Raw genomic sequence first — 25,837 nt, 5'->3', positions numbered from 1 at the left:
GCTTTCCCTCACTTACTCTTCCAAGGCTGCTAATGCATTTTCAGCGGCAGCTTGTTCTGCTAATTTTTTTGATTTTCCTTGACCCGTACCTATTAATTGATCATCAACATAGACTTCAATCCAAAAGATACGTTCATGGGCGGGGCCTTCCTCTTTAATCAAGCGATATTCAATAAAAACATCTCCTGATTTTTGCAAGACTTCTTGCAATTTGGTTTTGTGATCCATCTCATGTGAAAAAGCACCTGCTTTGACTTTTGGGAAGATAACTTGCTCGATAAATGCGTGTGCTGTTTTGAAGCCTTGGTCCAGATACAAAGCACCTAGAAAAGCTTCAAATAGGTCGCATAGTAACGCAGGGCGTGTTCGTCCACCAGAGTTTTCTTCACCTTTACCTAACAAGACATGTTTATCAAAATGACATTCTTTTGCAAATTTTGATAAACTGTCTTCACGAACGATTGCTGCACGCATTTTTGTCAATTTTCCTTCTGGTAAATCTGGATACAAGCGATACAAATACTGAGAAACCATCAATTCTAATACTGCGTCTCCCAAAAATTCCAAACGTTCATTGTCTGATAGGTGTAAATTGCGATGCTCATTCACATAGGATGAATGAGTAAAAGCTTGTTCAAGTAAATTTAGATCGTGAAAAACGATTGTATATTTTTCTTTGAGTTCTTTTGTCAGCTGATTGTCCATTTTCCACATTCCTTTTATAGGATATTTTTCATACTTCCTTATTATACTGGTTTTTTGATAATTTTGAAATGTTTGGCTAAAAAGTAAGAAAGCTTTAAGAAAAACGTTGTGGTTCAACATAGTTTGCTTTGAACAATTAGATTTGTTTCTAGAAAAAAGTTCTCAAATTTTCGAAAACTTGTGGTCGCCTATCTTACTCTTCCTCATTTTTTATATCTAACTAAAAAATAAGGCCAACCAACAAGTGGTTGACCTTATTCATCGTAAAATCATTAGCGAAAATAGTTCCTGTTAAAAATTTTGATTAACGTGAAGCATCTGTCACAGAAACTTCTGCCCAAGGATTACGTTCGTCGTATGCCCAGTTCCAGTCTTTTACGCGATTATTTACAGGTAAAACTTCATTACGGAATAATGTTGGAATTGCAAAGGCTTCTTTAAACGCATATTCTTGCCATTTTTGATATGCTTCTTTTTGGAAATCTGCATCAAACGCATCACTTGAATTGATTGCATCAATTAATTTTGTGTTTTCTTCAGATTCGTAACGTGTGTAGTTAAATGCTGCATTTGGTCCCCATAGTCCACTTGGATTTGGATCAGTTCCTGTATTCCAAGCTGCTTGGTAAACGTCAATTTCAGGATCATCATTTTTTAGTTTGTCATAGAATGAGTTAAACTCAATTAAACGTCCAGTTGTGTATTCAACATTTAAACCAATTTGTTTCCATTGTTGTACATAGTAATCAGCTAATGGTTGTGCTGTTTCGCCACCTGACATTGACGCAAATTTAATTGTTAACTCTTTGCCGTCTTTGTCTTCACGAATGCCATCACCATCAACATCTTTAAATCCTGCGTCATCTAATAATTTGTTTGCTTTATCGATATCTTGTGTATAACCTTTTAGTTTAGAATCATGGTAAGACTCGAATACTGGAGGAATCAATGAAGTTGCATTGCTTCTTAAGCCAGCGTAGAATTTGCTACCTACAGAGTCATTGTCTAAAGCATAACCCATTGCTTGACGTAATGATTTGTCAGCCATTTTTGAATTAGGATCATATTCCACTGTGCTTTCTTCATTATTCCATTTACCCAATTTAAATCCAAGGTAAGTGTATGAAGTTTGTTCACGACCTAAGTTTGTATAGCCTTCGATATCTTTATATGTTTCATAAGTATCTGTTGGCATTTGGAAAATCATGTCATACAACTTAGAGTTCAATGCTTCTGTCGCACTTGCTGTTTGTACTGATTTCATAGTAATTTTTTTCAGTTTTGGTGTGCCGTTCCAGTAGTACTCATTTGGTAAATATTCTACTGATTCACCAGCGACAATATTACTCATGTAATAAGGACCAAAAGTTACGGGGTGTTTACGAACTTGATCGCTTGATTCCATGTCTTTGATTGCTACGCCTTCAAGTGTATGTTTTGGAGCAGCATATGAGTAAACGCCACCGCCAGCTTGTAACATACTTGGCTCAACTTTTTTATATTCAATCTCAACTGTTTTGTCATCTACTTTTTTAATTCCAGAAATTGTATCTGCTTTGCCATCATGATATTCTTCCATACCAATTACATTACGGAAAGTATCATCATAACGAATACCTGTATAGTCTTTGTGACCGATGATTTCGTAAGAGAAGATCACGTCGTCTGCCGTAACATCCACTCCGTCAGACCATTTCACATTGTCTTTCAGTTTGATTGTTGCAATTTTTTTATCTTGGTCTAAGTCTAAAGTAGCTGCTCCATCATCAGTGATTTTGAAATCTGTATCATTTGAAAACAATGCTTCATGTGATGGTGCCATGAATGCTGCATCAAACGCATCTTGATAGAATTCCCATTGGAACAACCCAGCGAATTGACTATCTGTTGCAACTGCGGCTTCTAATTCACCATCTTTAATTGCCTCTTTATCATTTTTTGTTGCAAGTGGGAATGATAAAGCTTGGCTATCCCCTTTATCTCCTGAAGCATTTCCAGAAGAATCCGTACCGCTGCCGCCGCCACAAGCTGCGAGCGTTACGACAGATAACAATGTTACTACTCCAAAAATCGTTTTCTTCATTCCTATATCCCCCTTATTCGTTCTATCCTAAACGTTGACGCGCATCAGCAGAACGCTTGAATGCTTGACCAACATAGTTTATACACAACATCAAAACTAAAATTAGCATTGACGCGGGTAACCAGATCCATTGACGATTAACTAACACTTCACCACTACTTGCGTAACCAATTAACGTTCCCAAACTTGGTACATTCGTAGGTAATCCAAAACCTAAGAAAGTCAAAGTAGTTTCAATTCCAATATTTGCTGCAAAGTTCATTGTTAAGTTGGTAATAATCAATGAACTTAAATTGGGCATAATTTCACGGAACATGATTTTAAAATCACTTGTCCCCATTGTTTTCGATGCACTAACGTAATCACGTCTTGCTTCTGACAATGTTTTACTTCTAAAGAGTCGTGCTTTCGCTACCCAGTAGAATGCACTCATGATAAAAATGAATGACCAAACATTGTATTTAGGAATAATTGAAACAAATACGATAATAATCAGCATAATTGGCAAAATCATGACGAAATCAACAATTCGCATCAAAATATTATCAATCATTCCACCGTAATAACCAGAAATGATTCCTAGTCCAACCCCGATGATCGAAGTAATGATCGTAATCGCAAAACCAATCAACACAGAGTTTCTAGCACCAATCACTAATTGACCAAAAACATCTCGTCCGCCTTCATCTGCACCAAGCAAAAATTTATGACCTTGTGTAGAAATTGCTCCAGGTTCAGCGTATTTATCAAAAATACTTACATACATTACTTTATCTTGGTCTGTTAAAATAGCACCAATAAAGACAAACAACAATAAAAGAACTAATAAGCCCAATGAAAACATGGCTATTTTGTCTTTTTTAAATTCACGTGCAATCATACGCAAGCCCATTGGTGGGACACTTTCTTGCGCTACGACATCTTTCTTTTCACTCATTTGACTCATCCTCCTTTTTTGATTGATTTTTATTGGATTCTAATACGTGGATCAACAATACTCATGATAATATCTGAAAGCAAGGTTCCCACTAATGTTGCAATCCCTAAAATCAATACTAAAGAAGTAATAACAGCATAATCACGTTGACCAATCGCATCGATAAATAATTTACCAACACCCGGATAACCAAAAATCTTCTCGATAACCACTGAACCGGCAATCAATGAAGTAATTTCGTACCCCATCTGTGAAGCCATTGGTAAAGCAGCATTTCTAAAGATATGACGACTAAAAACTTTCTTAGTTGGTACACCTTTTGAACGTGCTGTTCTTACAAAGTCTAATGATTTTGAATCAATTACTTCACTTCGAAGATATTGAATCGTAACCGCCGTAGCCAAGAATGCTTGCGTGATTGACGGTAATAAAATATATTTCATTCGATCGGCAAATTGAGCAAAAAATCCACCACTTAAACCTAAAGTCTGTGAACCACTTGTTGGGAACCAACCTAAACGGTAACCAAAAATGAATAACATGATTAAACCGAAAATGAACAATGGTACAGCAAAACTGAAGAAGTTATAGATAACTACAGCTTTGTCCAAAAACGAATTTTGGTAACGCCCTGCTAACATTCCTAACGGTACAGCAATCAAATACGTTAGAATAACTGTCAAAATAGATAAGTACAACGTATTGACGATCCGTTCACCAATCAAGTCAGCAACTGAACGTTTGTATAAGAAACTTTGTCCAAAATCTCCATGTAACGCATTTCCAATCCAACGGAAATATTGTTCATACCACGGATCATTTAGCCCAGCAGCTTGTCGCATTTGCTCAATTACAGCTGGATCTTGGTTTGGATTGATCAATCCAGTAAATGGGTCACCAGGCATGGCTTTTGCCAACATGAAAATTAAAACACTAAGAATAATAACTTGAGGAATCATCAATAACACACGACGTAGGATTGTTTTCCACATTAGCTAGCACCTCCATCTTTTAACGCTACTTTATGAGTAGTTGATAACGTACGTAAATCGTACACCCGACCAGTTGAATCGTAATAATCCTTTTGACTATTGATGTATTCTTGTTCAACTCTTCGGCGATTCTCTTTATGCAATTCGCGATTCTCAACATCGATTCGAGGAATTGCAGACAGTAAACGTTTTGTATAGATGTGACGTGGGTCATTGTAAATATCTTCCCTTGTTCCGATTTCAACGAAACGACCTTTATACATGATAGCGATATTGTCACACATGTGTTTAACAACACCTAAGTCATGGGAAATAAATAGATAACTAAGTCCAAATTCCTGTTGGATTCGTTTCATAAAGTTCAAAACTTGCGCCTGTACAGATAAATCAAGCGCTGAAACTGGTTCATCTGCTACAATCAATTTTGGATTTGTTGCTACAGCACGAGCAACACCTAAACGTTGACGCTGACCACCAGAAAACTCATGTGGATATTTGTACAGTGCATCCTCTGGCATCCCAACAATATCAAGTAAACTTTTTACTTTTTTCTTCTCTTCTTGGTCACTTAACCGCTCGAAATTGCGAATTGGTTCCGCAATGATATCTAATACTCGCTTTTTAGGATTTAAACTAGACATTGAATCTTGGAAAATCATTTGAACATCTTTGTTGTACTCGATTTTCTTACGATTACTACGCTTTGTTACATCTGTTCCTTGATAAATGATTTGACCATCCGTCACTTTTTCTAGCCCAACAATCGCCTTACCCGTCGTTGATTTTCCTGAACCAGATTCTCCAACTAAACCATACGTCTTTCCTTTTTCAATAACGAAGTCGACGCCATCTACAGCATAAACATAATCATTTACTCGATTGAAAAAACCGCTGCGAATCGGATAGTGAACTTTTAAATCATTAATTGTGATTAATTCTGTCATCTACACCTCTCCTTTTTCGTCTCTAAAATGAAAATGTTTATAGCATGAACAACGAACAAGATGGTTCGGTGCTACTTCATGAAGAATTGGGTCTTTCTCATGATCACTTTCTGGAATCCATGGAATTCGTGGAGCGAAACGACAACCCCTGCGTGGCATATTTTTCAGTGAAGGAACAACACCTTCAATTACATGTAACTCTTCTTCATGTTGACCTTCTTGAGGAATGGAGTTCAATAATGAACGTGTATATGGATGTTTTGGATTTTCAAACAATTCTTCAACTTCAGCAACCTCAACGAATTGTCCACCATACATAACGGCTACGCGATCTGCCATCTCAGCCACGACACCTAAGTCATGAGTAATCAAAATAATTCCTGTTTTTGTCTCTTCCTGTAAGTCTTTTAATAAATCAAGAATCTGTGCTTGAATTGTCACATCTAACGCTGTTGTTGGTTCATCAGCGATGACAATTGGCGGTTTACATGCAATTGCAATCGCAATAATGACACGTTGGCGCATCCCACCAGATAATTCGTGCGGATATTGACGTCCCACTCGAGTCGGATTAGGAATCCCTACTTGATCTAATAATTCTAGTGCTCTTGCTTGGCGTTCTTCTGCATTCATTTTTGTGTGATAAGAAAGACCCTCTTTAATTTGGTCTTCAATTCTCATTAAAGGATTCAATGCTGACAATGGATCTTGAAAAATCATTCCAATATCATTTCCACGAATCTTGTTATAAAGTGTTTCATTTAAATCAATTAGATTTAAATCATTATATAAAATTTCTCCTGTAATCTTGGTATTGTTAGGATCCAGTAGCCCCATAATAGTGGTAGCTAATGTACTTTTTCCGCAACCAGATTCTCCAACGATTGCTAAGATTTCGTTTTTATCTAAAGTAAAAGAAACGTCGTCTACTGCATCGTAAAATTCATCTTTGATACGGAAGCCTGTGTGTAGGTTCTGAACATCTAATAATTGATTATCCGACAATCGAATACCCCTCTCTGCTCCCTAGATGGAAGTTTTTCGTTAATAAAATAATACTCACACAGAATAAAATCATTTAAACCAATCCTATTCTTAACGAAGTATAATATTTTCTTAATAATTATATAGAAAACCGTTTTACTTTGCAAGCACAATTGAAATTGTTGCCTGAATTGTCTGAAAACTGAATCTACTACAACCGCTACCATTTGCATTAGATTAAAAAAGGTGCTTTTAAAGAAAAAGACCTAAAAATCAACGAAGATTTTTAGGTCTTTTGGTTATACGTGGGTTTAAATTATTTTAGATGTTCTGAGATATAATTTACTGCGCCGCCCACAGTTTCAATTTGTTCTGCGTCTTCATCCGAAATTTCTGTTCCAAATTCGTCTTCAAGCTCCAAAACAAATTCCATGATACTAATTGAGTCAGCTTTCAAATCATCCTTGATATTCAAGTCATCTGTAACTTTATCTGTATCCATTTCAAAATGGTTTGAAATAATTTTTGCTACTTTATTAAATATTTCTTCACGAGTCAATGTTTTCACCTCCAACAATCGAGACAACTGCCTTAACCAAGGCTAATTTTACTGACATTTCTTGAAAATGTCTACCTTTTTTTCATTATCTCATATTTCACATCGTTTACATTAAATGATAATTAATCTGCAGAGCTTTCAAATTGCTCAACTAACTGTCCCACAACATTTGTTTCTAACATTGTATGGATTTGACGAATCGTATAACGAACGGCATCAGGACCAGTTGCGCCATGTGTTTTGATCACAGGAGCTTTTAATCCAAATAAAACCGCACCGCCATGTTTAGAATAATCCATCTCAGATTTTAATGAACGTAATCCATCTTTTAATAATAAAGCGCCCATCTTCCCTTTGATTCCTTCATTCAAAATTGCAGATTTCAATAAATCCATCATATTTAGCGCTGTTCCTTCAATTGATTTCAAAACAGCATTTCCAGTAAAGCCGTCTGTCACAACCACATCAGCCACACCATTCAACAATTCGCGTGCTTCTACATTTCCAATGAAGTTCAAGCTTGTTTCATTTTGTAATAACTCGTATGCACGTTTCGTTAATTCGCTACCTTTTGTCGCTTCTGTTCCATTATTCAACAAGGCTACACGAGGACGCCCAATTCCACGAACTTTTCGTGCGTAGAACGAACCTAAAATTCCATATTGAAGTAAGTGCTCTGGTTTATTTTCAGCATTCGCACCTAAATCTAACATGTCAAAACCAGCATTTTCTTTTCCAATGACTGGTAAGGTTGACATCAAACCAGGACGTTCAATATTTTTAATTCGGCCAACGATAAATAAACCGGCAGCAAGTAACGCACCTGTATTTCCTGCTGAAAAAATTGCATCTGCTTCCCCATTTTTAACAGCTTGTGCAGCAAGAACCATTGAGGCTGTTTTTTTACGACGGATTGCTTTCACTGGTTCGTCATCACTACTAATTTTTTCATCTGTATGAATAATCGTAATATTTTTTTCATTTGTTAAATACTTTTTGATTTCTGACTCTTTCCCATACAATAAAAATTCAATCTCTGGAAAATCTTGTCGAGCTAAAGCAACACCTTCCACAATTGCTTGTGGTGCATGATCGCCGCCCATTGCATCTACCGCAATTCTCATTGTCTTCACTCCTCTTTCGTTCATCATTTCAAAGTATAGCACATCTGCTAATCAAAATAACGATTGTCTTGACTTTCTAATTGTAAGCTTTGGACTAACACTCGGTATTCCGGCAAGACTTGCCAATTAACTTTCTGCCAAATGGTTGTCGCTTCCTCACGAGCTACTTCTAAAATATTTCCGTCTGCTACTAAGTCTGCAATCGCAAATTGCGGTAACCCAGATTGTCGGAAACCAAAAACTTCTCCTGGCCCTCGTAATTCTAAATCTTTTTCACTTAAAACAAAACCATTATTCGTTTCCGTCATGATTTTCATCCGTTCTACACCCATTTCGTTTTTTGGATTAGCAACCAAAATACAAAATGAAGCGTCACTTCCACGACCAACCCGACCACGCAACTGATGCAACTGCGCTAAACCAAACCGATCTGCATCCATAATCAGCATAACCGTTGCGTTTGGAACATTCACTCCAACTTCGATTACTGTGGTAGAAACCAAAATTTGTGTTTGATTTTCTTTAAAGTCTTCCATGATATTTTCTTTTTCTTGGTTCTTCATTTTTCCATGCAGTAAACCCACTTCGTACTCTGATGCGAATAAATTACTGAGTTTTTCATAAATTTCTACAGCATTTTTAACATCGAGTGCTTCTGATTCTTCAATCAATGGACAAATCACATACATCTGATGTCCTTTACGTAACTCTTTTCTTGTCCACTCTAAGACACTATCTAATTGCGGTGTGCGAATCCATCTAGTTTCAATCGGAATCCGTCCTGCTGGAAGTTCATCAATAATGGATACATCCATTTCACCATAGGCAGTAATAGCAAGTGTTCTTGGAATCGGCGTCGCTGTCATAAATAAAACATCTGGCTGCCATCCTTTTTCTCGTAAAACCTTGCGTTGGTTGACACCAAAACGATGCTGTTCATCTGTTATGACTAGCCCAAGATTTTTAAATTCCACGCCTTCTTGAATCAATGCATGAGTCCCAATCACTACATCTATTTCGCCATTTTCCAAACGTTCTAATAGCTCACGTCTTTCTTTCGCTTTTGTCGAACCCGTTAGCAATGCAACAGAAAGTTTATCTGAAAATAATTGTACAAAGCTTTCCATATGTTGCTGAGCTAAAATTTCAGTGGGCACCATCAATGCACCTTGGAATCCTGCTGTAACGGTTGCATACAAAGCAATTGCTGCTACCACCGTTTTCCCACTACCAACATCCCCTTGCAGGAGACGTTGCATATGTTGAGGACTACGTAAATCACGGCAAATTTCATTTGTTACTCGTTTTTGAGCCTCCGTTAATTCAAATGGCAAACTTTGAGTGAATTCTTTGAGCTTTTGAACGTCATACAAAACTTCAATTCCATTTTTTTCGGATTTTTCAGCATGTTTAAGTCCTTGTAACTGCATTTGGAACAAGAAAAACTCTTCAAAAACAACACGTCGTTTGGCTTGATGATTTTCTTCATGATTCTTGGGAAAGTGCATACTTCTAACTGCCGTTTGACGATCAAGCAAACGATATTTGTCCACTAATGTATAAGGAAGATTTTCCTCAACTAAATCACCGTACTCGTCAAAACCTTTTTTGATCAAATCAACCAACGTTGTTTGTCTGATTGACTTATTGACATGGTAGATTGGTGAAAAATCATCTAACGTCTTTGAGCCAAGGACTTTCATCCCGCTCAGTGCCTTTCTTTTGGAATCCCATTTACCGTAAACCGCAATTTCTTCAGACAAAATAATTTTATCTTTAAGATAAGGCTGATTAAAGAACGAAACGTTAAAAACAGCGTGGTCTTGCATCATCCGAAACTGTAGCCGACTTTTTTTGTATCCAAAACGACTCAATACCGGCGGTGAAACAACCAATCCTTTTAACGTTACTTTTTCTTGATCTTGGATCTCGATTAAATTTCTTTCTTGTATATCTTCATAACGAAAAGGATAATACGTTAGCAAATCTTCAATTGTATGTATGCCCAAACTAGCCAGACTTTCTGCTCTTTTTTCTCCTACACCAGCTAGCACAGTAACTGGATCCATTAACGTTCGCATCAACTTCACTCCTTTCTTAACAAAAAAAGGACTTTGGTTTTCGATCAAAGTGAATCGAAAACCGAGGTCCTTCATACTTTCTGCACCATAAAATGATAGTTTAGTGACAAGTTCTCCTATTCAGCAGAAAACAGATAAGGATAGACTGGTTGATCTCCTTGGTGAATCTCGATTTCTAAATCAGGATATTTTTCCGTTAGCGTTGCTGCCAACTCCTCTGCTTGTGCGACTGTACCGCCTTCACCAGCAAGGATTGTCACAATTTCAGTATCTTCATTAATCATTTGTTTTAAAGTAGCTAAAGAAGTAGCCAAAATATCAGGATTTGAAATAACGATTTTCCCATCGATCATTCCCAAAAAGTCGCCTTCAACAATCTCTACTCCATCAATTGAAGTATTTCTGATTGCGTGGGTTACTTGACCACTTATGACACTGCTTAATACATCAGTCATCGTTGCTTTGTTTTCCTCTAATGAAGCTTGATCGTTGAATGATAACATCGCTGTCAAGCCTTGAGAAATCGTTCGAGACGGAACAACTGCAACAGGAACTTCAGCAACTTCAGCTGCTTGATCTGCAGCCATGAAAATATTTTTGTTATTTGGTAAAACAATTACTTGGTCAGCATTAACATCCTTAATTGCTTTCAAAATATCTTCTGTACTTGGATTCATTGTTTGTCCACCGCTAATCACATAGTTAGCACCTAGACTTTCAAAAAGTTCTTGGATTCCTTGTCCTGCCGCGATAGCTACCACGCCATAAGGAACACGTGCTTTTTCTTCTGTAAATTCTTGGACATCTTCATCATGTTCTAAAATCGTTTCATGTTGTAAGCGCATGTTGTCAACTTTTACTTTAATCAATGAACCAAATTTTTGACCATAATTCATTACTTCACCGGGATGTTCTGTATGAACATGTACTTTGATAATCTCATCATCATTTACGACTAATAATGAATCACCAAGTCCATCTAAGTAATTACGGAAGCCTTCGTAATCAAATTGACTGTCAACAGTCGGACCTTCGCCAATTTTAACCATGATTTCTGTACAATAGCCAAAATGGATATCTTCCGTTGCTAATTGTCCTTGTACACTACGGTGATGCTCTGCATTTACCATCTCATCCATTTCTGCAGGAGATGGTTCATAGACGTCATCAACTTGGAATTCACCATTTAATGCACTCAAGAAACCTTCGTATACAAACAATAACCCTTGACCGCCACTATCTACTACCCCAACTTCTTTTAGTACAGGTAATAAATCAGGTGTTTTCGCTAATGCGCGTTTTCCACCTTTAACAACAGCAGTCATTACTTCGACTACGTCATCCGTAGACTTCGCTTTCTTTTCACCTGCTTTGGCTGCTTCTCTAGCAACAGTTAAAATCGTTCCTTCAACTGGTTTCATCACTGCTTTATACGCAGTTTCAACCCCATGTGTGAAAGCTGCTGCTAAGTTTGTTGCATTCAATGTTTCTACTTCTGGAATTTGTTTTGAAAATCCGCGAAATAGTTGAGACAAAATAACTCCTGAGTTTCCTCGAGCTCCCATAAGAAGTCCTTTAGAAAGCACAGCGGCTAATTCGCCAACTTTTTCAGAAGTTGAGTCGACTACGGCTTTTGCGCCACTAGTCATTGATAAGTTCATATTTGTTCCAGTATCCCCATCTGGTACTGGAAAGACATTTAATGAATTGACATACTCTGCATTTGCCTGCAGACGATTCGCACCGGCCTGAACCATTTCTTGGAACTGGCTTGCACTGATTTCTGTTACACTCACCTGGATAATCCTCCTTCAGATCGACTGCTGAGTTACTAGCAAGTCTCCTGCCTAGTCTGGCAGTACACGAACACCTTGTACAAAGACATTAACTGAATTGGCTGTTACACCTAATAATGCCTCTAAGTTGTATTTTACTTTTTCCTGAACATTACGTGAAACTTCAGAAATTTTTGTTCCATAACTAATAATTGTATATACATCAACTGCAATACCATTTTCTTCTTGACGAACAACTACTCCACGAGAATAGTTTTCTTTGCGCAAAATCTCAGTAATATTATCTTTAATTTGATTCTTGCTGGCCATGCCAACAACACCAAAAACGTCCGTTGCAGCGCCACCAACAACTGTTGCAATCACATCATTGGTAATTTCAATGGTTCCAGCTGAAGTTTGAATTTTTACAGCCATGAATAAGCCTCCTTAACGGGCAAAAATAGCCCATTTTTCTTCTATAATATTTTATCATAGCATAACGTGAAATAAAAGGCAGTTACTTTCAAAGTACCTTAAAACCCTCAAAATGTTTATTAGCAACCCTGTATAATTTACAATTATTATGCAGAAATGTCAATTATAACTCGATAAATGTGCTTGCAAATTACCTCCTTATATGATAAGTTAGTTTGGTATGAGCTTAATTATTCTATTGCTCCAATATCAAGGCAAAGGAGGAAATTTACATGGCTAAAGTTTGTTACTTTACAGGTCGCAAGACTTCAAGTGGAAACAACCGTTCACACGCTATGAACTCAACAAAACGTACTGTTAAACCTAACTTACAAAAAGTTCGCGTTATGATCGACGGAAAACCTAAAAAAGTTTGGGTGTCAACTCGTGCTTTGAAATCAGGAAAAGTTGAACGCGTTTAATTGAATCAGGACTGCGAACCGTTCATCGTATGAACGGTTTTTTTCTTGGATTTATTTTCAGGATCGTTATTGATTCTTCAAAAAAAGAAGTTGTGCTTGGAGCACAACTTCTTAAACCGTTCTTACATACTATGATATCAACTAAAAACATCTAGGAAAGAAAAAGAACTTAGAGCAATTATCCATTGAGATAGCTGTTCTAAGTTCTTTTTTATGTGCCACTTGCTTCTAAACGCAAATGAGTAATATATGTTTTTTTTACATCTAAAATATACGCTTATATTCAAATGCTGTCAATAGGTTAAACCTTGTAAAATTAACAAAAATTCGATTGGTTTATTTTTTATCAGATCATAAATTCCTAGGTTTTTTAAACTTACCAGTGTTATTTATTTCATTTTTTTATTTTTTCATGAAAATTGTGCTCTTTTTTGGTGGAGAAAAACCTGAGTATGATAAACTTAAAACAACTTAATAGAAATTTGGTGAAAAATAAAATGAAAAAAAATTACAAACTATTCTTCAAAGAAAATTGGCCATATATGGTTGCTAGCTTTTTCATTCCACTAATTATTCTGGCACTTATTTATTTAAGCATCGGAATTTATCCTGGTAGTAGCAGAAGTATTTTAGCAAGTGATGCATTCTCACAATTTTCGAATTTCCATGCCAGCTTCCGAAATATGCTTTTAGGAAAACAAAGTATTTTCTATACATGGAATGCTTCATTGGGATTAAACTATTTATCCCTAATCTCCTACTATCTTGGAGGAATTTTTACACCCTTAGTCTTCCTTTTTCCAAATCAGTACATGCCTGATGCACTTTACTTTTTAACCTTGATCAAAGTAGCTAGTGCGGGTTTAGCTTTTTGGTTTTTAGGAAGAACATTTAAAATCCCACACTGGGGCCAAGTGGCACTTAGTATCAGTTATGCGTTGATTTCTTTTATCACAGCACACTCAGAAATCATTATGTGGTTAGATGCTTTCGTTTATCTACCGCTAGTCATTTTAGGTATTCATCGCGTGATGGATTTGAAAAAGCCTCTTGTTTTATTTGTTAGCTACTTATTATTATTTTTATCTAGCTTTTATATGGGCTTCATGATTGGCGTTTTCTCTTTTCTTTATTTCTTAGCGAGACTTTTTACCAATTGGTCCAAATACAAAAAAACTATTCTACCTTACGGGATTACTTCGTTATTAGCTGGTGGTGCATCAATGATTATCATCTTACCCGCTATACTTGATTTACGATCTAATGGTGAGGAACTGAGCCAAATAACTACCTTAAAAACGGAAGCAACTTCCTTCTTGGATTTAGCGATGAAAAACATGATCGGTGTCTATGACACAACGAAATACGGATCGATTCCATTTGTCTACGCGGGATTGTTTCCACTAGTTCTTTGTATTTTTTACTTTGTTAGTCGAAAAATCAAATTAAAAAATAAACTTTTGTTTGGAAGTTTGTTCATAATTTTAATTGCAAGTTTCTATCTTGTCCCCTTAAATTTATTCTGGCACGGGATGCACGCACCTAATATGTTCTTATTCCGCTATGCCTACTTGTTTTCTTTTCTGGTCATTTTGCTTGCCGGTTATGGTTGGGAAAAGTTAGAACAGAACGATCACGGACTTTTTGTTGGTATCACACTCATATTAGCTGCCATCTTCTCCATTTCTTGGGCGCTTAAACCAGCTGAAAGCTACACATATGTAACGTCAACATCCTTTATTTTAACAATCGTCTTTTTGATTCTTTATGCGATTGCTGTTGGATTTTTCCAACTCAAAAAGATTCCTATGAAACATTTAAGTATTTTATTATTGCTTCTAATGTCTTCTGAGGCAGTAGTCAATACGAATAGCATGATTCACGGCATTTTAGATGATTGGAACTATGCTTCACGCAGTTTATTTACAGATCCTTATCCAAATATTCAAGAGTTAGTCCAAAAAACTAAGAAAGAATCTGACACATTTTATCGGTTAGAAAATTTAGATCCTGTTTCTGCCAATGATTCATTAAACTATGGTTATAGTGGCATCAGTATGTTTTCTTCAATCCGTAATCGTAACTCTTCTTCTTATCTTGACCGACTTGGCTTTCGTTCTCGCGGTACCAATTTAAATATCCGTTATGCAAATAATACATTGCTAATGGATGGATTTACTGGTATTAAATATAACATCAGCAAAAATGGAAATACTTTCAGCAAATACGGCTTCAATCAAGTTGGACAAAGTGGTGATTACACACTATATGAAAATATCAATGCTCTACCTCTTGCTTTCACTGCTCCATTGACAGTCGATGATATCGAACAACCAGCAACTGATAATTTAACGAGTCAGACAAACTTAATCAATGAACTTTCCGGTTTACAAGAAGAGTATTACTCGTTCTACAAACCTACATTGAAAAAACAAACAAATACGAAAATCACTAATACAACAACTGGTGTCACTTATTCTGAAATAACCGACAATCAAGCAAAAGAATTGACTTGGGAAGTCCAAGTTCCTGCAAATACACAGGCTTATTTAAGCTTATTCCCAACAAATTATGCCCAGTTGGAAAGCTCTAGTGCAACTATTACAGTAAATGGAACTTCAAGACAAACTCAAATTAATATCTCTGGTCAATATTATGATTTAGGCTACTATCCTACTGATACTACAGTAACTTTTACAACTAGTTTTTATGGAACAAAAGAAGTGAGCTTCATGGAACCAGAAGTTCTTGGACTAAATATTATTGCCTATCAAGCTGCTATGAATCAGATTAAAAATAAAGGTGTTGATCTGACCACTTCAGGTCACAAAGCAACTGGCACAGTCAATTCAAACCAAGACAGCATGCTTGTGACAACCATTCCTTATGATGAAGGTTGGCAAGCAAAAGTTGACGGAAAAGCTGTACCTATTGAAAGCTTCCAAGATGCTTTTGTAATGATCAAAGTTCCAAAAGGCAAACACACAATTACTTTTAGTTACTTACCAAAAGGATTTAAGCTTGGCAGTATTCTATTCGTCATTTGCATCTTACTTTTTGCTCTGTATTCTTATCTTTTAGGTCGAAAAAGAATTTTAGACGGCACAGATTCCCTCAATTAAATGTTTTAGACGAAAAAAGCACACCAACTAAAGTAGTTGGTGTGCTTTTTTGCCCTCTAATGGCTATTTAACGAAGTATCATACTATTTATTTATATTTTACCTCATACAAGTATAAACCCTCTGGGTGTGCCGTTGGACCTGCTAAATTACGATCTTTTTTTTCGATAATTTCTGGAATTGCATCTTCCGGTATACGACCATTCCCGATTTTCAATAAAGTACCCACCAAAATACGAATCATTTTGTACAGAAACCCGTTTCCTCTAAATGTAAACAACAATTCATCTCCTGCATCATTTACTTGCATTGTTGCTTCATAAATTGTCCGTGTTTTATCTTCAATTGAACTACCTGCAGCACAAAACGAAGTAAAGTCATGCGTACCAAGCAAGTCTGGCAAAGCTCGTTCAATCTTCTTCAAATCTAATGGATAAGGGTAATAACTCGCGTAATGTCGACGGAACGGACTTCTCGGCTTGCCGATATCTACTCGAAATTGATACGTTTTTTCATGAACCATATAGCGCGCATGAAAATCTTCCGCAACAAGTTCCACTTCTTTAACTGCAATATCTTCTGGCGATTGAGTATCCAAAGCAAATCGCATACGTTCTAAAGGCCGTTCTTGCGGATAATCAAAGTGAATAACTTGTCCAACTGCATGAACACCAGAATCTGTTCGACCAGAACCAAAAACAGTAATAGTTTGTCCATTCGCCATTTTTTTTAATGTTTTTTCCAACTCATCTTGAACAGTTCGACCATTTGGTTGCTTTTGAAAACCATGAAAATTTGTACCATCGTACGCAATGATTGCTTTGTAACGTACCATTTTTTCTCTCCTTATCTTTCCATAAAAAAGAGGCTGTGACATCGTCACGGCGCCTCTCTTTTTTCATATAATAATCAATTTACTAATTTTTATCAACCACGTAATACCACTAAAATGACTGTTAATAGAGCAAAAGCGCCCATAACCATCGTATCTTGATTGTGCCAATGAAGCATCCGATACTTCGTACGCCCTTCACCGCCTCGATAACCTCGTGCCTCCATAGCAGTTGCTAAATCTTCTGCTCGATTAAAGCTACTTACAAATAAAGGAATCAATAAAGGAATAATGGCCTTCATTTTTTGAACTAAGTTACCTTCACCAAAATCAACACCACGTGCACGTTGCGCATTCATAATTTTTTCTGTCTCATCCATCAATGTTGGCACAAAACGTAATGCAATAGACAACATCAGTGAGATTTCATGGACGGGAAAACGAACAACTTTTAGCGGACGCAATAAATATTCAATTGCATCAGATAATTCTAAAGGTGGGGTTGTCAAAGTAAGTAATGTTGACATAAAAATAATCAAAACAAATCGACAAAAAATGAAAATGCCATTCAATACACCATATTGGGTGATATTAAAAATTCCCCAATGCCAATAAACTTCGCCACCACTTGTAAATAAAACTTGTAGTGCTACAGTAAATAAAATTAACCAAATCAATGGGCGAATGCCACGAATGAAAAATTTCATGTCCACTTTTGATAATGAAACAGCGAATAAAGTAAACACCGCTAGAAGAAGATATGTTTGCCAATTATTTGCTAAAAAAATAATCCCAATAAAATAAAAACTAGCTAATAACTTTGCTCGAGGGTCTAATCTGTGAATGAATGAATCCCCTGGCATGTACCGTCCGAAAATCAATTTATTCATCATGAGCAATTCCCCCAGACAAACGTACAATTTCGTCTGCTAATTCCTCAGCTGTTAAAGGTATTTCAGACATTCTAATTCCTTTTTCACTCAATAATTCAGCAAATTCCGTTGCAGTAGGCACACCTAATTGTTTTTCTTTTAACCAATTTAAATCTTGAAAGACTTCTCTCGGTTCACCATTCTTAACGATTTTCCCTTTTTCTAAAACATAAACAAAGTCAGCATAGTTAGCCACATCATCCATTAAGTGAGTAACCAATACAATAGTAATATTTTGTTCTTTATGAAGCCGCCAAAACATCTCCATCATTTCTTTTCTTCCTTGAGGATCCAACCCTGCAGTTGGTTCATCTAAAACTAACACTTCAGGTTTCATTGCAAGAACTCCTGCAATAGCAACCCGACGCATTTGTCCACCAGATAGTTCAAAAGGTGATCGATTCAAATATGTTTCATCTAAGCCAACTTGAATCAATGCTGCCTTAGCAATTTCTAAAGCTTCTTCTTCCCCTACACCAAAGTTTTTTGGTCCAAATGCGATATCTCTAGCAACTGTTTCTTCAAATAATTGCGCTTCTGGAAACTGGAACACAATGCCCACTTTTTTACGAATTGGTTTTAGATTCTTGTTATCAGTTTCCGGAGTTATTTTTCGATCACCAATTTGTACAAAACCACTCGTTGGTTTAACCAAAGCATTCAAGTGTTGTAATAATGTCGACTTTCCACTTCCTGTGTGCCCGACCAAAGCAGTATAACTTCCTTCTTTGATTAACAGATCAATGTCAAATAATGCTCTTTGTTCAAATGGTGTATTTGGTTGATAAGTAAAGTTTACTTTCTCAAAATGGATGTCCATAACCAATTCACCATCCTTTCTTCTGTCATATATTCATCAGGAACATCTATCCCACGCTCTTTTAACGCGCTTTTTAACTTTTCTGGAAATGGTAAGTCTAATCCCAGACGAATCAAATCTGGACCAGCAGAAAATATTTCTTCCGGTGTCCCTTCGCCAACTAGTTCTCCTTCACGCATGACTAAAATACGATTTGCATTTGCAGCTTCGTCAATATCATGTGTAATAGAAATGACAGTTAATTGACTTTCTTCTTTAATTTTTTTGATAGTTGAAATAACTTCTTCTCGACCTTCAGGATCAAGCATGCTAGTTGCTTCATCTAAAATAATAATATCTGGCCGTAAAGCAACTACACCAGCAATTGCTACACGTTGTTTTTGTCCACCAGATAAGCGAGCGGGTTCTCGAGTTGCAAATTCGCTCATACGAACTTTTTCTAACGCATCTTTTACACGTACGAGCATTTCTTCGCGAGGAATACCTTGATTTTCCAAGCCAAAAGCAACATCATCTTCCACAGTTGAACCAACAAATTGATTATCTGGATTTTGAAACACCATTCCAACCATTTGCCGAATCGTCCAAATATTTTCTTCGTTAAGTGTTTGTTGTTCTACTGCTACTGTACCAGATTCTGGTAAAATCAAACCATTAATCGTTTTAGCAAGAGTCGATTTTCCAGAACCATTGTGCCCAATAATTGCAACCCATTCTCCTTTGTTAATTGTAAATGAGACATCTTTTAATGCTGGTCGAAGGTCATCAGGCTGATATGTGTAATTTATATGTTTCAAATCAATAATTGGCTCCATGCTTACTCCTTCTTCATCCTAAAGTTCTTTCTAACACTATCAAAAAAAAACTAAATTTTCAATTATTTATTGTTTGAATAAAATGTTTTTTTGTACCTTCAATAAAACATGTCAAGACAGTTAATTGAAGGTACAAAAAAACACTTTATGATGAGTGCATACTCCCCAAGCTAAAAACTTGGGGAGTAGCGCTGAGCTAGACTCGGAGCAAAGCTCCAACATCATAACACTCTAAAAGAATCATCTATAAAGTGATGTTATTAGTGTGATTTTAGACAAGTTCTAAGATAACCATTGGTGCACCATCACCGCGTCTTGGTTCTGTTTTCAAGATACGAGTGTAGCCACCTTGACGTTCTGCATAACGAGGTGCAATGTCATTGAATAATTTTTGTAAAGCTGATTCAATAACGATGTCTTCGTTTTCTTCGCGCACGCTAGCAACTTCATTACGTACAAAAGTAGCCGCTTGACGACGAGCATGCAAATCTCCACGCTTACCTAAAGTGATCATTTTTTCTGCAGTTGAGCGAACTTCTTTCGCACGAGCTTCAGTTGTCACAATACGTTCGTTGATTAATAAATCAGTTGTTAAATCACGCAACATCGCTTTACGTTGGCTAGATGTGCGTCCTAGTTTACGATAACTCACGTTGGTTTCCCTCCTTCGTAAAAGGTTTTAATCTTCTTTACGTAAACCTAAACCTAAGTCATGCAATTTTGCCTTAACTTCTTCCAATGATTTACGACCTAAGTTACGGACTTTAATCATTTCTGGCTCAGATTTATTCGTAAGTTCTTGTACAGTATTAATTCCTGCACGTTTCAAACAATTATAAGAGCGAACAGATAAGTCTAATTCTTCAATTGTCATTTCTAACATTTTTTCTTTTTGTGTTTCTTCTTTTTCGACCATGATTTCAGCATTTTTTGCTTCATCAGTTAAGTTCACAAAAATATCTAAATGTTCCGTCATGATTTTCGCAGATAAACTCATTGCTTCCAATGGTTCAATCGAACCATCTGTCCAAATCTCCATCGTCAATTTATCAAAATCTTCACGGTGACCAACACGTGTGTTTTCTACTTGGTAGTTTACACGACGAACTGGTGTGTAGATTGAATCGACTGGAAGAACACCGATTGGCATATCTTCTTTTTTATTTTCATCTGCTTGAACATAACCACGTCCAGGTTTCACAGTTAAGCGAGCATGGAACGTAGCTCCTTCAGAGACACTACAGATATACATATCTTTGTTCAGAATCTCTACATCACTATCAACGATAATATCGCCAGCAGTTACTGTAGCAGGTCCGGTAATATCGATTTCAAGGGTTTTTTCTTCTTGGCCATACATTTTAAGCGCTAAGCCTTTAATGTTCAAGATGATTTGAGTGACGTCTTCTCTAACACCTTTAATAGTAGAGAATTCATGCAGTACACCATCGATTTGAATATTAGTGATGGCAGCACCTGGCAAAGAAGATAATAAAATACGACGTAGGGAATTCCCTAAAGTAGTCCCATACCCTCTTTCAAGAGGTTCAACGATGAACTTGCCATAATCTTTTTCTTCATCAATTTTTGCGATTCTTGGTTTTTCGAACTCAATCATTCTTATCTTTACCCCTTTCAAAACGAAAAGTGTCTTGTTCAATGACGTTACTATAGAAACTCAAAATGAGCGGCACTCATTAAACACGACGGCGTTTTGGAGGGCGGGCACCATTATGAGGAACTGGAGTCACGTCACGAATTGCAGTCACTTCTAAACCTGTTGCTTGTAATGAACGAATTGCTGCTTCACGTCCAGAACCAGGTCCTTTAACTGTTACTTCAACAGTTTTTAATCCGTGTTCCATTGCTGCTTTAGTAGCAGTTTCTGCTGCCATTTGAGCGGCAAAAGGAGTTGATTTTTTGCTTCCTTTGAAACCTAATGAACCAGCTGATGACCACGCTAATGCATTTCCGTGAGTATCAGTGATCATGATGATTGTGTTGTTGAAAGTAGAGTGGATATGTGCAATCCCTGCTTCTACATTCTTTTTCACACGGCGTTTACGATTCACTTTTTTTGCTGCCATGAAGTTCTAACCTCCTTCACTTAAGAATTATTTTTTCTTGCCAGCGATAGAACGAGCTGGACCTTTACGAGTACGTGCATTGTTTTTTGTGTTTTGTCCACGAACTGGCAAACCACGACGGTGACGGATACCACGGTATGAACCGATTTCCATCAAACGTTTGATGTTTAAGTTCACTTCACGACGAAGGTCACCTTCAACTTTTAATTTGTCAACTTCAGCACGGATAGCATCTGTTTGTTCATTCGTTAAATCACGAACACGAACATCTTCAGATACACCAGCATCAGCCAAGATTTTTTGAGCAGTAGTGTTACCAATACCATAGATATAAGTAAGTGAAACTACTACACGTTTATCACGAGGAATATCTACTCCTGCAATACGAGCCATACTTGTTACACCTCCAATTATCCTTGACGTTGTTTATGTTTTGGATTTGCTGGGCAAATCACCATAACGCGTCCTTTACGACGAATTACTTTACAATGTTCACACATTGGTTTTACTGATGGTCTTACTTTCATGATAATACCTCCTGTAGTTTTACGGAGTACAATTATTTAAAGCGATAAGTGATACGGCCACGGCTTAAATCGTATGGAGACAATTCAACCGTTACTTTGTCACCAGGTAAGATACGGATATAATGCATACGAATTTTACCTGAAACAGTAGCAAGAACTTGGTGTCCGTTTTCTAGTTCAACTTTAAACATTGCATTCGGCAAAGTTTCGACGACTGTACCTTCGACTTCAATCATATCTTCTTTTGCCACGCACAGTACCTCCTTGTACTTGTTTCGCATTTTCACACGATAAAATGGCGGAAACTGCAGTTCCCACCTCAAAATTCTCAAAATGGATCATCTAGAGGAATCTCTAGAAGTCGGACTGACATATTCTATCATAATTTATTGAACTTTACAAGAGTAACTGCATAAAGCAAGTTGGCTACGGGCAATCATGCTATTTTTCAATGATTTTTTGTACATCAGTAAACACAGCATCGATTTCACGATCACCATCAATAGTATGAAGCAAACCGTGATCTTTATAAAAAGCAAGGATTGGTTCACTATTTTTGATGTTGATAGCCAGACGATTTTTAACCGTCTCAGGTTTATCATCTTCTCTTTGATAGAATTCATGCCCCCCACAACGATCACATGTATCTTCAATTTTTGTAGGATTGAAAATTTTGTGATAAGTTGCTCCACAATTGCTGCAGATGAAACGGCCAGCTAATCGCTCAACCAAAACTTCTTCACCAACATGGATATCAATGACAGCATCAATTTTTTTATTTAAATCTTTTAGCATTACGTCTAGAGCTTCAGCCTGCTCGATTGTACGAGGAAAGCCATCTAATAAAAAGCCTTTCTCTGTATCAGGTTCTGCTAGGCGCTCTTTCACGATTCCATTTGTTACTTCATCAGGAACTAATGCACCTTTATCCATATAAGACTTTGCTTCCAAGCCTAGAGCTGTTTCATTTTGGATAGCCGCACGAAACATGTCTCCAGTTGAGATATGAGGAATACCATAAGCATCAATGATTTTTTCAGCTTGTGTTCCTTTTCCCGCACCTGGCAGCCCCATTAAAATGAGGTTCATTGCTTTCCCTCCTAATAAATGTGAGAACGTGTGTTGAGGAAAGAACCTCAACACGCTTTCTTACTTATTCGATAAAGCCAACATACTTGCGTTTCAGCATTAAGCCTTCTAACTGTTTTGCAGTTTCTAAAGCTACACCAATAACAATCAGTAAGCTTGTACCACCTAACCCAATCGATTGTGGTAAATCCCAAATCATCTGAGCGATAATTGGTAATAAAGCCACAAGTCCAAGGAAGATTGCACCAACTGTACTCAATCTCATTAATAAGCTTGAGACATACTCCTCAGTCCCCTTACCAGGGCGCACGCTAGGTATATAACTTCCTTGTTTTTGTAAGTTCTCCGCTAATTTCTCAGGGTTAACTTGGACAAAAGCGTAGAAAAATGTAAATGCAATAATCAAAACAGTATAAATCGTTGCACCAGGCACCGTATTATAATTGAAAATTTGCATCATGATTTTATACCAATTTTCAGACCCAAATCTACCACTTAATGCTTGTAAAACAGCATTAGGAGTAGCAATAAACGAACTAGCGAAAATAACCGGAATAACACCAGCAGCATTTACTTTTAATGGTAAATAACTACTTGTTGGTGCACCTGCTACACGCTTCGTATATTGAATTGGAATCTTGCGTTCAGCTTGTTGGAAAAATGTTACAAATGTCACGATCAATAAAACCGCGATAAGTAAAACGGCAATAAAAATTGCAGATTTCCAAATATCAGAAGAATCAATATTTACAAAGTAATCTTCGTAAATTTCTTTGATACTATCAGGTAATCGAGAAATGATACCTGCGAAAATAATCATTGATACACCGTTTCCGATTCCCTTTTCTGTAATTTGCTCTCCTAACCATGTAACAAACATTGTACCGGCAGTTAAAATTAAACCTATCGTTACATATGTAGACACGTTTGGATTGCTTACAAAGCCTAATTGAGCGTATTGATTAAATCCAGCAGTAATCCCTACTGATTGAACAAAAGCCAAAACTAATGTTAAATAGCGAGTAGCTTGATTTAATTTCTTACGTCCAACTTCTCCTTGCTTCGACCATTCAACAAAACGAGGAACAATGTCCATTTGTAATAATTGAATGACGATTGAAGCAGTAATGTATGGCGAGACCCCCATTGAGAAAATAGAAAAGTTTTGCATTGCACTACCACTTACCAAGTTCAACATGTTGAAAAATGGTAAAGAAGAAAGATTTTGTAATGTACTAGCATTCACGCCTGGTACCGTAATATGGGCACCCAGACGGAAAACAAATAGTACAAATACAGTAAAGAAAATTTTAGATCGAATGTCTCTTACTTTAAAAGCATCTTTTAATAGTTTAAACATTAGATCACCTCGATTGAACCACCAGCCGCTTCAATAGCGTCTTGAGCTGCTTTCGAGAATTTAGCTGCTTTAACAGTTAATTTTTTAGTTAATTCACCGTTAGCTAATACTTTAATCCCAGCTTTTTCGTTTTTAACGATTCCAGCTTCAACTAAAGCAACAGGTGTTACTTCTGCACCATCTTCAAAACGGTTCAAAATATCTAAGTTGATGACAGCATATTCTTTACGATTTACGTTAGTAAATCCGCGTTTTGGTAAACGACGGAATAATGGAGTTTGTCCACCTTCGAATCCTAAACGTACACCACCGCCTGAACGAGCTTTTTGACCTTTTTGACCGCGTCCAGAAGTTTTTCCGTTACCAGATGAAGTACCACGACCAACGCGATTGCGTACTTGGCGTGAACCCTCTGCAGGTTTTAATTCATGAAGTTTCATAGGTTTGGCACCTCCTTAAATAATCTAGTTCTTAATTATTAGACTTCTTCAACGTCCACTAGGTGAGAAACAGTATTGATCATACCTTTAATAGCTTCATTAGAAGGCTTAACCACTGAACTGTTAATCTTTGTAAGACCCAACGCTTTAACAGTGTCACGTTGGTTTTGAGGACGTCCGATAATACTGCGTTTTAAAGTAACTTTTAATTCAGCCATTATTTTTGTCCTCCTTATCCGATAATTTCTTCAACTGATTTGCCACGAAGTTCTGCAACTTCTTCAGCACGTTTCAATTGTTTCAAACCTTCAACAGTTGCACGAACAACGTTGATTGGTGTATTTGAGCCTAATGATTTAGAAGTGATATCAGCCACCCCTGCTAATTCTAATACGGCACGAACTGGTCCACCAGCAGCAACCCCAGAACCTTCTACAGCAGGTTTCATTAGGATTCTACCACCACTAAAAGTACCGATAACTTCGTGTGGGATTGTTGAACCGACCATTGGTACTTCAACTAAGTTTTTCTTCGCATCTTCAATTGCTTTACGGATTGCTTCTGGTACTTCTTGAGCTTTACCAGTACCGAAACCTACGTGTCCGTTTTTATCACCGACAACAACTAAAGCAGCAAAGCGTAGACGACGTCCACCTTTAACAACTTTTGTTACACGGTTGATTGCAACAACGCGGTCTTCTAATTCCAAATGTTTTGGATCAATGTAAACCATG

28 protein-coding genes are annotated in these 25,837 nt (G+C 36.9%); 2 read left to right on the top strand and 26 right to left on the bottom strand.

The features are described 5' to 3' along the window. Positions 1 to 12 precede the first annotated feature (12 nt). The 11 genes from rnc to AC4BD1_RS00440 form a co-directional block, all read right to left on the bottom strand. Positions 13 to 705, bottom strand: coding sequence for a ribonuclease III (rnc, locus tag AC4BD1_RS00490; RefSeq protein ID WP_490485668.1), 693 nt, complete (start codon positions 703 to 705; stop codon positions 13 to 15). 304 nt (positions 706 to 1,009) lie between these two features. Then, positions 1,010 to 2,788: an oligopeptide ABC transporter substrate-binding protein gene (locus AC4BD1_RS00485; protein ID WP_206907733.1), complete on the bottom strand. Its 1,779-nt coding sequence runs from the start codon at positions 2,786 to 2,788 to the stop codon at positions 1,010 to 1,012. Between the two features lie 22 nt (positions 2,789 to 2,810). Next, positions 2,811 to 3,725: an ABC transporter permease gene (locus tag AC4BD1_RS00480; protein ID WP_067483489.1), complete on the bottom strand. Its 915-nt coding sequence runs from the start codon at positions 3,723 to 3,725 to the stop codon at positions 2,811 to 2,813. Positions 3,726 to 3,754: 29 nt separating this feature from the next. Next, positions 3,755 to 4,717 carry an oligopeptide ABC transporter permease gene (gene opp4B, locus AC4BD1_RS00475; RefSeq protein ID WP_490485667.1) on the bottom strand — a complete coding sequence of 321 codons (963 nt, stop codon included), beginning with the start codon at positions 4,715 to 4,717 and terminating at the stop codon, positions 3,755 to 3,757. Further along, positions 4,717 to 5,661 carry an ABC transporter ATP-binding protein gene (locus AC4BD1_RS00470; protein ID WP_206898887.1) on the bottom strand — a complete coding sequence of 315 codons (945 nt, stop codon included), beginning with the start codon at positions 5,659 to 5,661 and terminating at the stop codon, positions 4,717 to 4,719. Before AC4BD1_RS00470 ends, opp4B begins: the two co-directional genes overlap by 1 nt. After that, on the bottom strand, positions 5,662 to 6,666 hold the full coding sequence (locus tag AC4BD1_RS00465; protein ID WP_067483495.1) for an ABC transporter ATP-binding protein: 1,005 nt from the start codon (positions 6,664 to 6,666) through the stop codon (positions 5,662 to 5,664). A 295-nt stretch (positions 6,667 to 6,961) separates the two neighbouring features. Beyond that, a complete protein-coding gene (gene acpP / locus AC4BD1_RS00460) occupies positions 6,962 to 7,204 on the bottom strand; it encodes an acyl carrier protein (protein WP_067483497.1) in 243 nt (80 codons plus the stop codon). Positions 7,205 to 7,326: 122 nt separating this feature from the next. Continuing rightward, positions 7,327 to 8,328, bottom strand: a complete 1,002-nt coding sequence (gene plsX / locus AC4BD1_RS00455; protein WP_490485666.1) for a phosphate acyltransferase PlsX — start codon at positions 8,326 to 8,328, stop codon at positions 7,327 to 7,329. Positions 8,329 to 8,375: 47 nt separating this feature from the next. Beyond that, complete coding sequence (gene recG, locus AC4BD1_RS00450) at positions 8,376 to 10,409, bottom strand: ATP-dependent DNA helicase RecG (protein WP_206907737.1); 2,034 nt, start codon at positions 10,407 to 10,409, stop codon at positions 8,376 to 8,378. A 116-nt stretch (positions 10,410 to 10,525) separates the two neighbouring features. Next, the gene (locus AC4BD1_RS00445; RefSeq protein ID WP_206907739.1) at positions 10,526 to 12,205 is read right to left on the bottom strand and encodes a DAK2 domain-containing protein; all 1,680 of its coding nucleotides are present in this window, start codon (positions 12,203 to 12,205) and stop codon (positions 10,526 to 10,528) included. 51 nt (positions 12,206 to 12,256) lie between these two features. Beyond that, positions 12,257 to 12,619: an Asp23/Gls24 family envelope stress response protein gene (locus AC4BD1_RS00440; protein WP_067483505.1), complete on the bottom strand. Its 363-nt coding sequence runs from the start codon at positions 12,617 to 12,619 to the stop codon at positions 12,257 to 12,259. A 272-nt stretch (positions 12,620 to 12,891) separates the two neighbouring features. Here AC4BD1_RS00440 and rpmB point away from each other — a divergent pair, with 272 nt between their 5' ends. Next, complete coding sequence (gene rpmB / locus AC4BD1_RS00435; protein ID WP_067483507.1) at positions 12,892 to 13,080, top strand: 50S ribosomal protein L28; 189 nt, start codon at positions 12,892 to 12,894, stop codon at positions 13,078 to 13,080. A 497-nt stretch (positions 13,081 to 13,577) separates the two neighbouring features. Next, complete coding sequence (locus AC4BD1_RS00430; protein WP_490485665.1) at positions 13,578 to 16,202, top strand: YfhO family protein; 2,625 nt, start codon at positions 13,578 to 13,580, stop codon at positions 16,200 to 16,202. Positions 16,203 to 16,289: 87 nt separating this feature from the next. Here AC4BD1_RS00430 and truA read toward each other — a convergent pair whose 3' ends face one another. From truA to rpsE, 15 genes are all read right to left on the bottom strand, one after another. After that, positions 16,290 to 17,036 carry a tRNA pseudouridine(38-40) synthase TruA gene (gene truA, locus AC4BD1_RS00425; protein WP_490466679.1) on the bottom strand — a complete coding sequence of 249 codons (747 nt, stop codon included), beginning with the start codon at positions 17,034 to 17,036 and terminating at the stop codon, positions 16,290 to 16,292. Positions 17,037 to 17,128: 92 nt separating this feature from the next. Then, a complete protein-coding gene (locus AC4BD1_RS00420) occupies positions 17,129 to 17,926 on the bottom strand; it encodes an energy-coupling factor transporter transmembrane component T family protein (RefSeq protein WP_206907745.1) in 798 nt (265 codons plus the stop codon). Further along, entirely contained in the window at positions 17,916 to 18,785 is an 870-nt protein-coding gene (locus tag AC4BD1_RS00415; RefSeq protein ID WP_206907747.1) for an energy-coupling factor ABC transporter ATP-binding protein, read from the bottom strand. Before AC4BD1_RS00415 ends, AC4BD1_RS00420 begins: the two co-directional genes overlap by 11 nt. Further along, positions 18,761 to 19,600, bottom strand: coding sequence for an energy-coupling factor ABC transporter ATP-binding protein (locus AC4BD1_RS00410; RefSeq protein WP_206907749.1), 840 nt, complete (start codon positions 19,598 to 19,600; stop codon positions 18,761 to 18,763). The genes AC4BD1_RS00415 and AC4BD1_RS00410 overlap by 25 nt, the downstream gene beginning before the upstream one ends. A 271-nt stretch (positions 19,601 to 19,871) precedes the next feature. Next, positions 19,872 to 20,252: a 50S ribosomal protein L17 gene (gene rplQ / locus AC4BD1_RS00405; RefSeq protein ID WP_067483516.1), complete on the bottom strand. Its 381-nt coding sequence runs from the start codon at positions 20,250 to 20,252 to the stop codon at positions 19,872 to 19,874. Positions 20,253 to 20,279: 27 nt separating this feature from the next. Continuing rightward, entirely contained in the window at positions 20,280 to 21,218 is a 939-nt protein-coding gene (locus AC4BD1_RS00400) for a DNA-directed RNA polymerase subunit alpha (protein ID WP_002288715.1), read from the bottom strand. A 79-nt stretch (positions 21,219 to 21,297) separates the two neighbouring features. Further along, positions 21,298 to 21,687 (bottom strand): 30S ribosomal protein S11, encoded by a 390-nt coding sequence (rpsK, locus tag AC4BD1_RS00395; protein WP_067483518.1) that lies wholly within the window; start codon positions 21,685 to 21,687, stop codon positions 21,298 to 21,300. Positions 21,688 to 21,714: 27 nt separating this feature from the next. Then, positions 21,715 to 22,080, bottom strand: a complete 366-nt coding sequence (gene rpsM / locus AC4BD1_RS00390) for a 30S ribosomal protein S13 (RefSeq protein WP_067483520.1) — start codon at positions 22,078 to 22,080, stop codon at positions 21,715 to 21,717. Positions 22,081 to 22,097: 17 nt separating this feature from the next. Further along, positions 22,098 to 22,214 (bottom strand): 50S ribosomal protein L36, encoded by a 117-nt coding sequence (gene rpmJ, locus AC4BD1_RS00385; protein ID WP_002288710.1) that lies wholly within the window; start codon positions 22,212 to 22,214, stop codon positions 22,098 to 22,100. A 32-nt stretch (positions 22,215 to 22,246) separates the two neighbouring features. Then, positions 22,247 to 22,465 carry a translation initiation factor IF-1 gene (gene infA / locus AC4BD1_RS00380; protein WP_010767960.1) on the bottom strand — a complete coding sequence of 73 codons (219 nt, stop codon included), beginning with the start codon at positions 22,463 to 22,465 and terminating at the stop codon, positions 22,247 to 22,249. Between the two features lie 190 nt (positions 22,466 to 22,655). Continuing rightward, entirely contained in the window at positions 22,656 to 23,303 is a 648-nt protein-coding gene (locus AC4BD1_RS00375; protein WP_206907750.1) for an adenylate kinase, read from the bottom strand. A 64-nt stretch (positions 23,304 to 23,367) separates the two neighbouring features. Next, positions 23,368 to 24,663: a preprotein translocase subunit SecY gene (secY, locus tag AC4BD1_RS00370; RefSeq protein WP_206907751.1), complete on the bottom strand. Its 1,296-nt coding sequence runs from the start codon at positions 24,661 to 24,663 to the stop codon at positions 23,368 to 23,370. Continuing rightward, positions 24,663 to 25,103 carry a 50S ribosomal protein L15 gene (gene rplO, locus AC4BD1_RS00365; protein WP_206907752.1) on the bottom strand — a complete coding sequence of 147 codons (441 nt, stop codon included), beginning with the start codon at positions 25,101 to 25,103 and terminating at the stop codon, positions 24,663 to 24,665. Before rplO ends, secY begins: the two co-directional genes overlap by 1 nt. 38 nt (positions 25,104 to 25,141) lie before the next feature. Beyond that, positions 25,142 to 25,321: a 50S ribosomal protein L30 gene (gene rpmD / locus AC4BD1_RS00360; RefSeq protein ID WP_002290455.1), complete on the bottom strand. Its 180-nt coding sequence runs from the start codon at positions 25,319 to 25,321 to the stop codon at positions 25,142 to 25,144. A 14-nt stretch (positions 25,322 to 25,335) separates the two neighbouring features. Continuing rightward, complete coding sequence (gene rpsE, locus AC4BD1_RS00355) at positions 25,336 to 25,836, bottom strand: 30S ribosomal protein S5 (RefSeq protein ID WP_067483528.1); 501 nt, start codon at positions 25,834 to 25,836, stop codon at positions 25,336 to 25,338. Between the last annotated feature and the right edge of the window lies 1 nt (position 25,837).

The sequence above is a fragment of the Enterococcus sp. DJ147D b genome, assembly GCF_058216655.1.
This window is presented reverse-complemented; position numbering and strand designations above follow the sequence as displayed.

Coding starts and splice junctions, on each gene's coding strand:
- rnc (WP_490485668.1), bottom strand. CDS start 705: ATGGACAATCAGCTGACAAAAGAACTCAAAGAAAAATATACAATCGTT.
- AC4BD1_RS00485 (WP_206907733.1), bottom strand. CDS start 2,788: ATGAAGAAAACGATTTTTGGAGTAGTAACATTGTTATCTGTCGTAACG.
- AC4BD1_RS00480 (WP_067483489.1), bottom strand. CDS start 3,725: ATGAGTGAAAAGAAAGATGTCGTAGCGCAAGAAAGTGTCCCACCAATG.
- opp4B (WP_490485667.1), bottom strand. CDS start 4,717: ATGTGGAAAACAATCCTACGTCGTGTGTTATTGATGATTCCTCAAGTT.
- AC4BD1_RS00470 (WP_206898887.1), bottom strand. CDS start 5,661: ATGACAGAATTAATCACAATTAATGATTTAAAAGTTCACTATCCGATT.
- plsX (WP_490485666.1), bottom strand. CDS start 8,328: ATGAGAATTGCGGTAGATGCAATGGGCGGCGATCATGCACCACAAGCA.
- recG (WP_206907737.1), bottom strand. CDS start 10,409: ATGCGAACGTTAATGGATCCAGTTACTGTGCTAGCTGGTGTAGGAGAA.
- AC4BD1_RS00440 (WP_067483505.1), bottom strand. CDS start 12,619: ATGGCTGTAAAAATTCAAACTTCAGCTGGAACCATTGAAATTACCAAT.
- rpmB (WP_067483507.1), top strand. CDS start 12,892: ATGGCTAAAGTTTGTTACTTTACAGGTCGCAAGACTTCAAGTGGAAAC.
- AC4BD1_RS00430 (WP_490485665.1), top strand. CDS start 13,578: ATGAAAAAAAATTACAAACTATTCTTCAAAGAAAATTGGCCATATATG.
- truA (WP_490466679.1), bottom strand. CDS start 17,036: ATGGTACGTTACAAAGCAATCATTGCGTACGATGGTACAAATTTTCAT.
- AC4BD1_RS00420 (WP_206907745.1), bottom strand. CDS start 17,926: ATGATGAATAAATTGATTTTCGGACGGTACATGCCAGGGGATTCATTC.
- AC4BD1_RS00415 (WP_206907747.1), bottom strand. CDS start 18,785: ATGGACATCCATTTTGAGAAAGTAAACTTTACTTATCAACCAAATACA.
- AC4BD1_RS00410 (WP_206907749.1), bottom strand. CDS start 19,600: ATGGAGCCAATTATTGATTTGAAACATATAAATTACACATATCAGCCT.
- AC4BD1_RS00400 (WP_002288715.1), bottom strand. CDS start 21,218: ATGATTGAGTTCGAAAAACCAAGAATCGCAAAAATTGATGAAGAAAAA.
- rpsK (WP_067483518.1), bottom strand. CDS start 21,687: ATGGCAGCAAAAAAAGTGAATCGTAAACGCCGTGTGAAAAAGAATGTA.
- rpsM (WP_067483520.1), bottom strand. CDS start 22,080: ATGGCTCGTATTGCAGGAGTAGATATTCCTCGTGATAAACGTGTAGTA.
- rpmJ (WP_002288710.1), bottom strand. CDS start 22,214: ATGAAAGTAAGACCATCAGTAAAACCAATGTGTGAACATTGTAAAGTA.
- AC4BD1_RS00375 (WP_206907750.1), bottom strand. CDS start 23,303: ATGAACCTCATTTTAATGGGGCTGCCAGGTGCGGGAAAAGGAACACAA.
- secY (WP_206907751.1), bottom strand. CDS start 24,663: ATGTTTAAACTATTAAAAGATGCTTTTAAAGTAAGAGACATTCGATCT.
- rplO (WP_206907752.1), bottom strand. CDS start 25,103: ATGAAACTTCATGAATTAAAACCTGCAGAGGGTTCACGCCAAGTACGC.
- rpmD (WP_002290455.1), bottom strand. CDS start 25,321: ATGGCTGAATTAAAAGTTACTTTAAAACGCAGTATTATCGGACGTCCT.
- rpsE (WP_067483528.1), bottom strand. CDS start 25,836: ATGGTTTACATTGATCCAAAACATTTGGAATTAGAAGACCGCGTTGTT.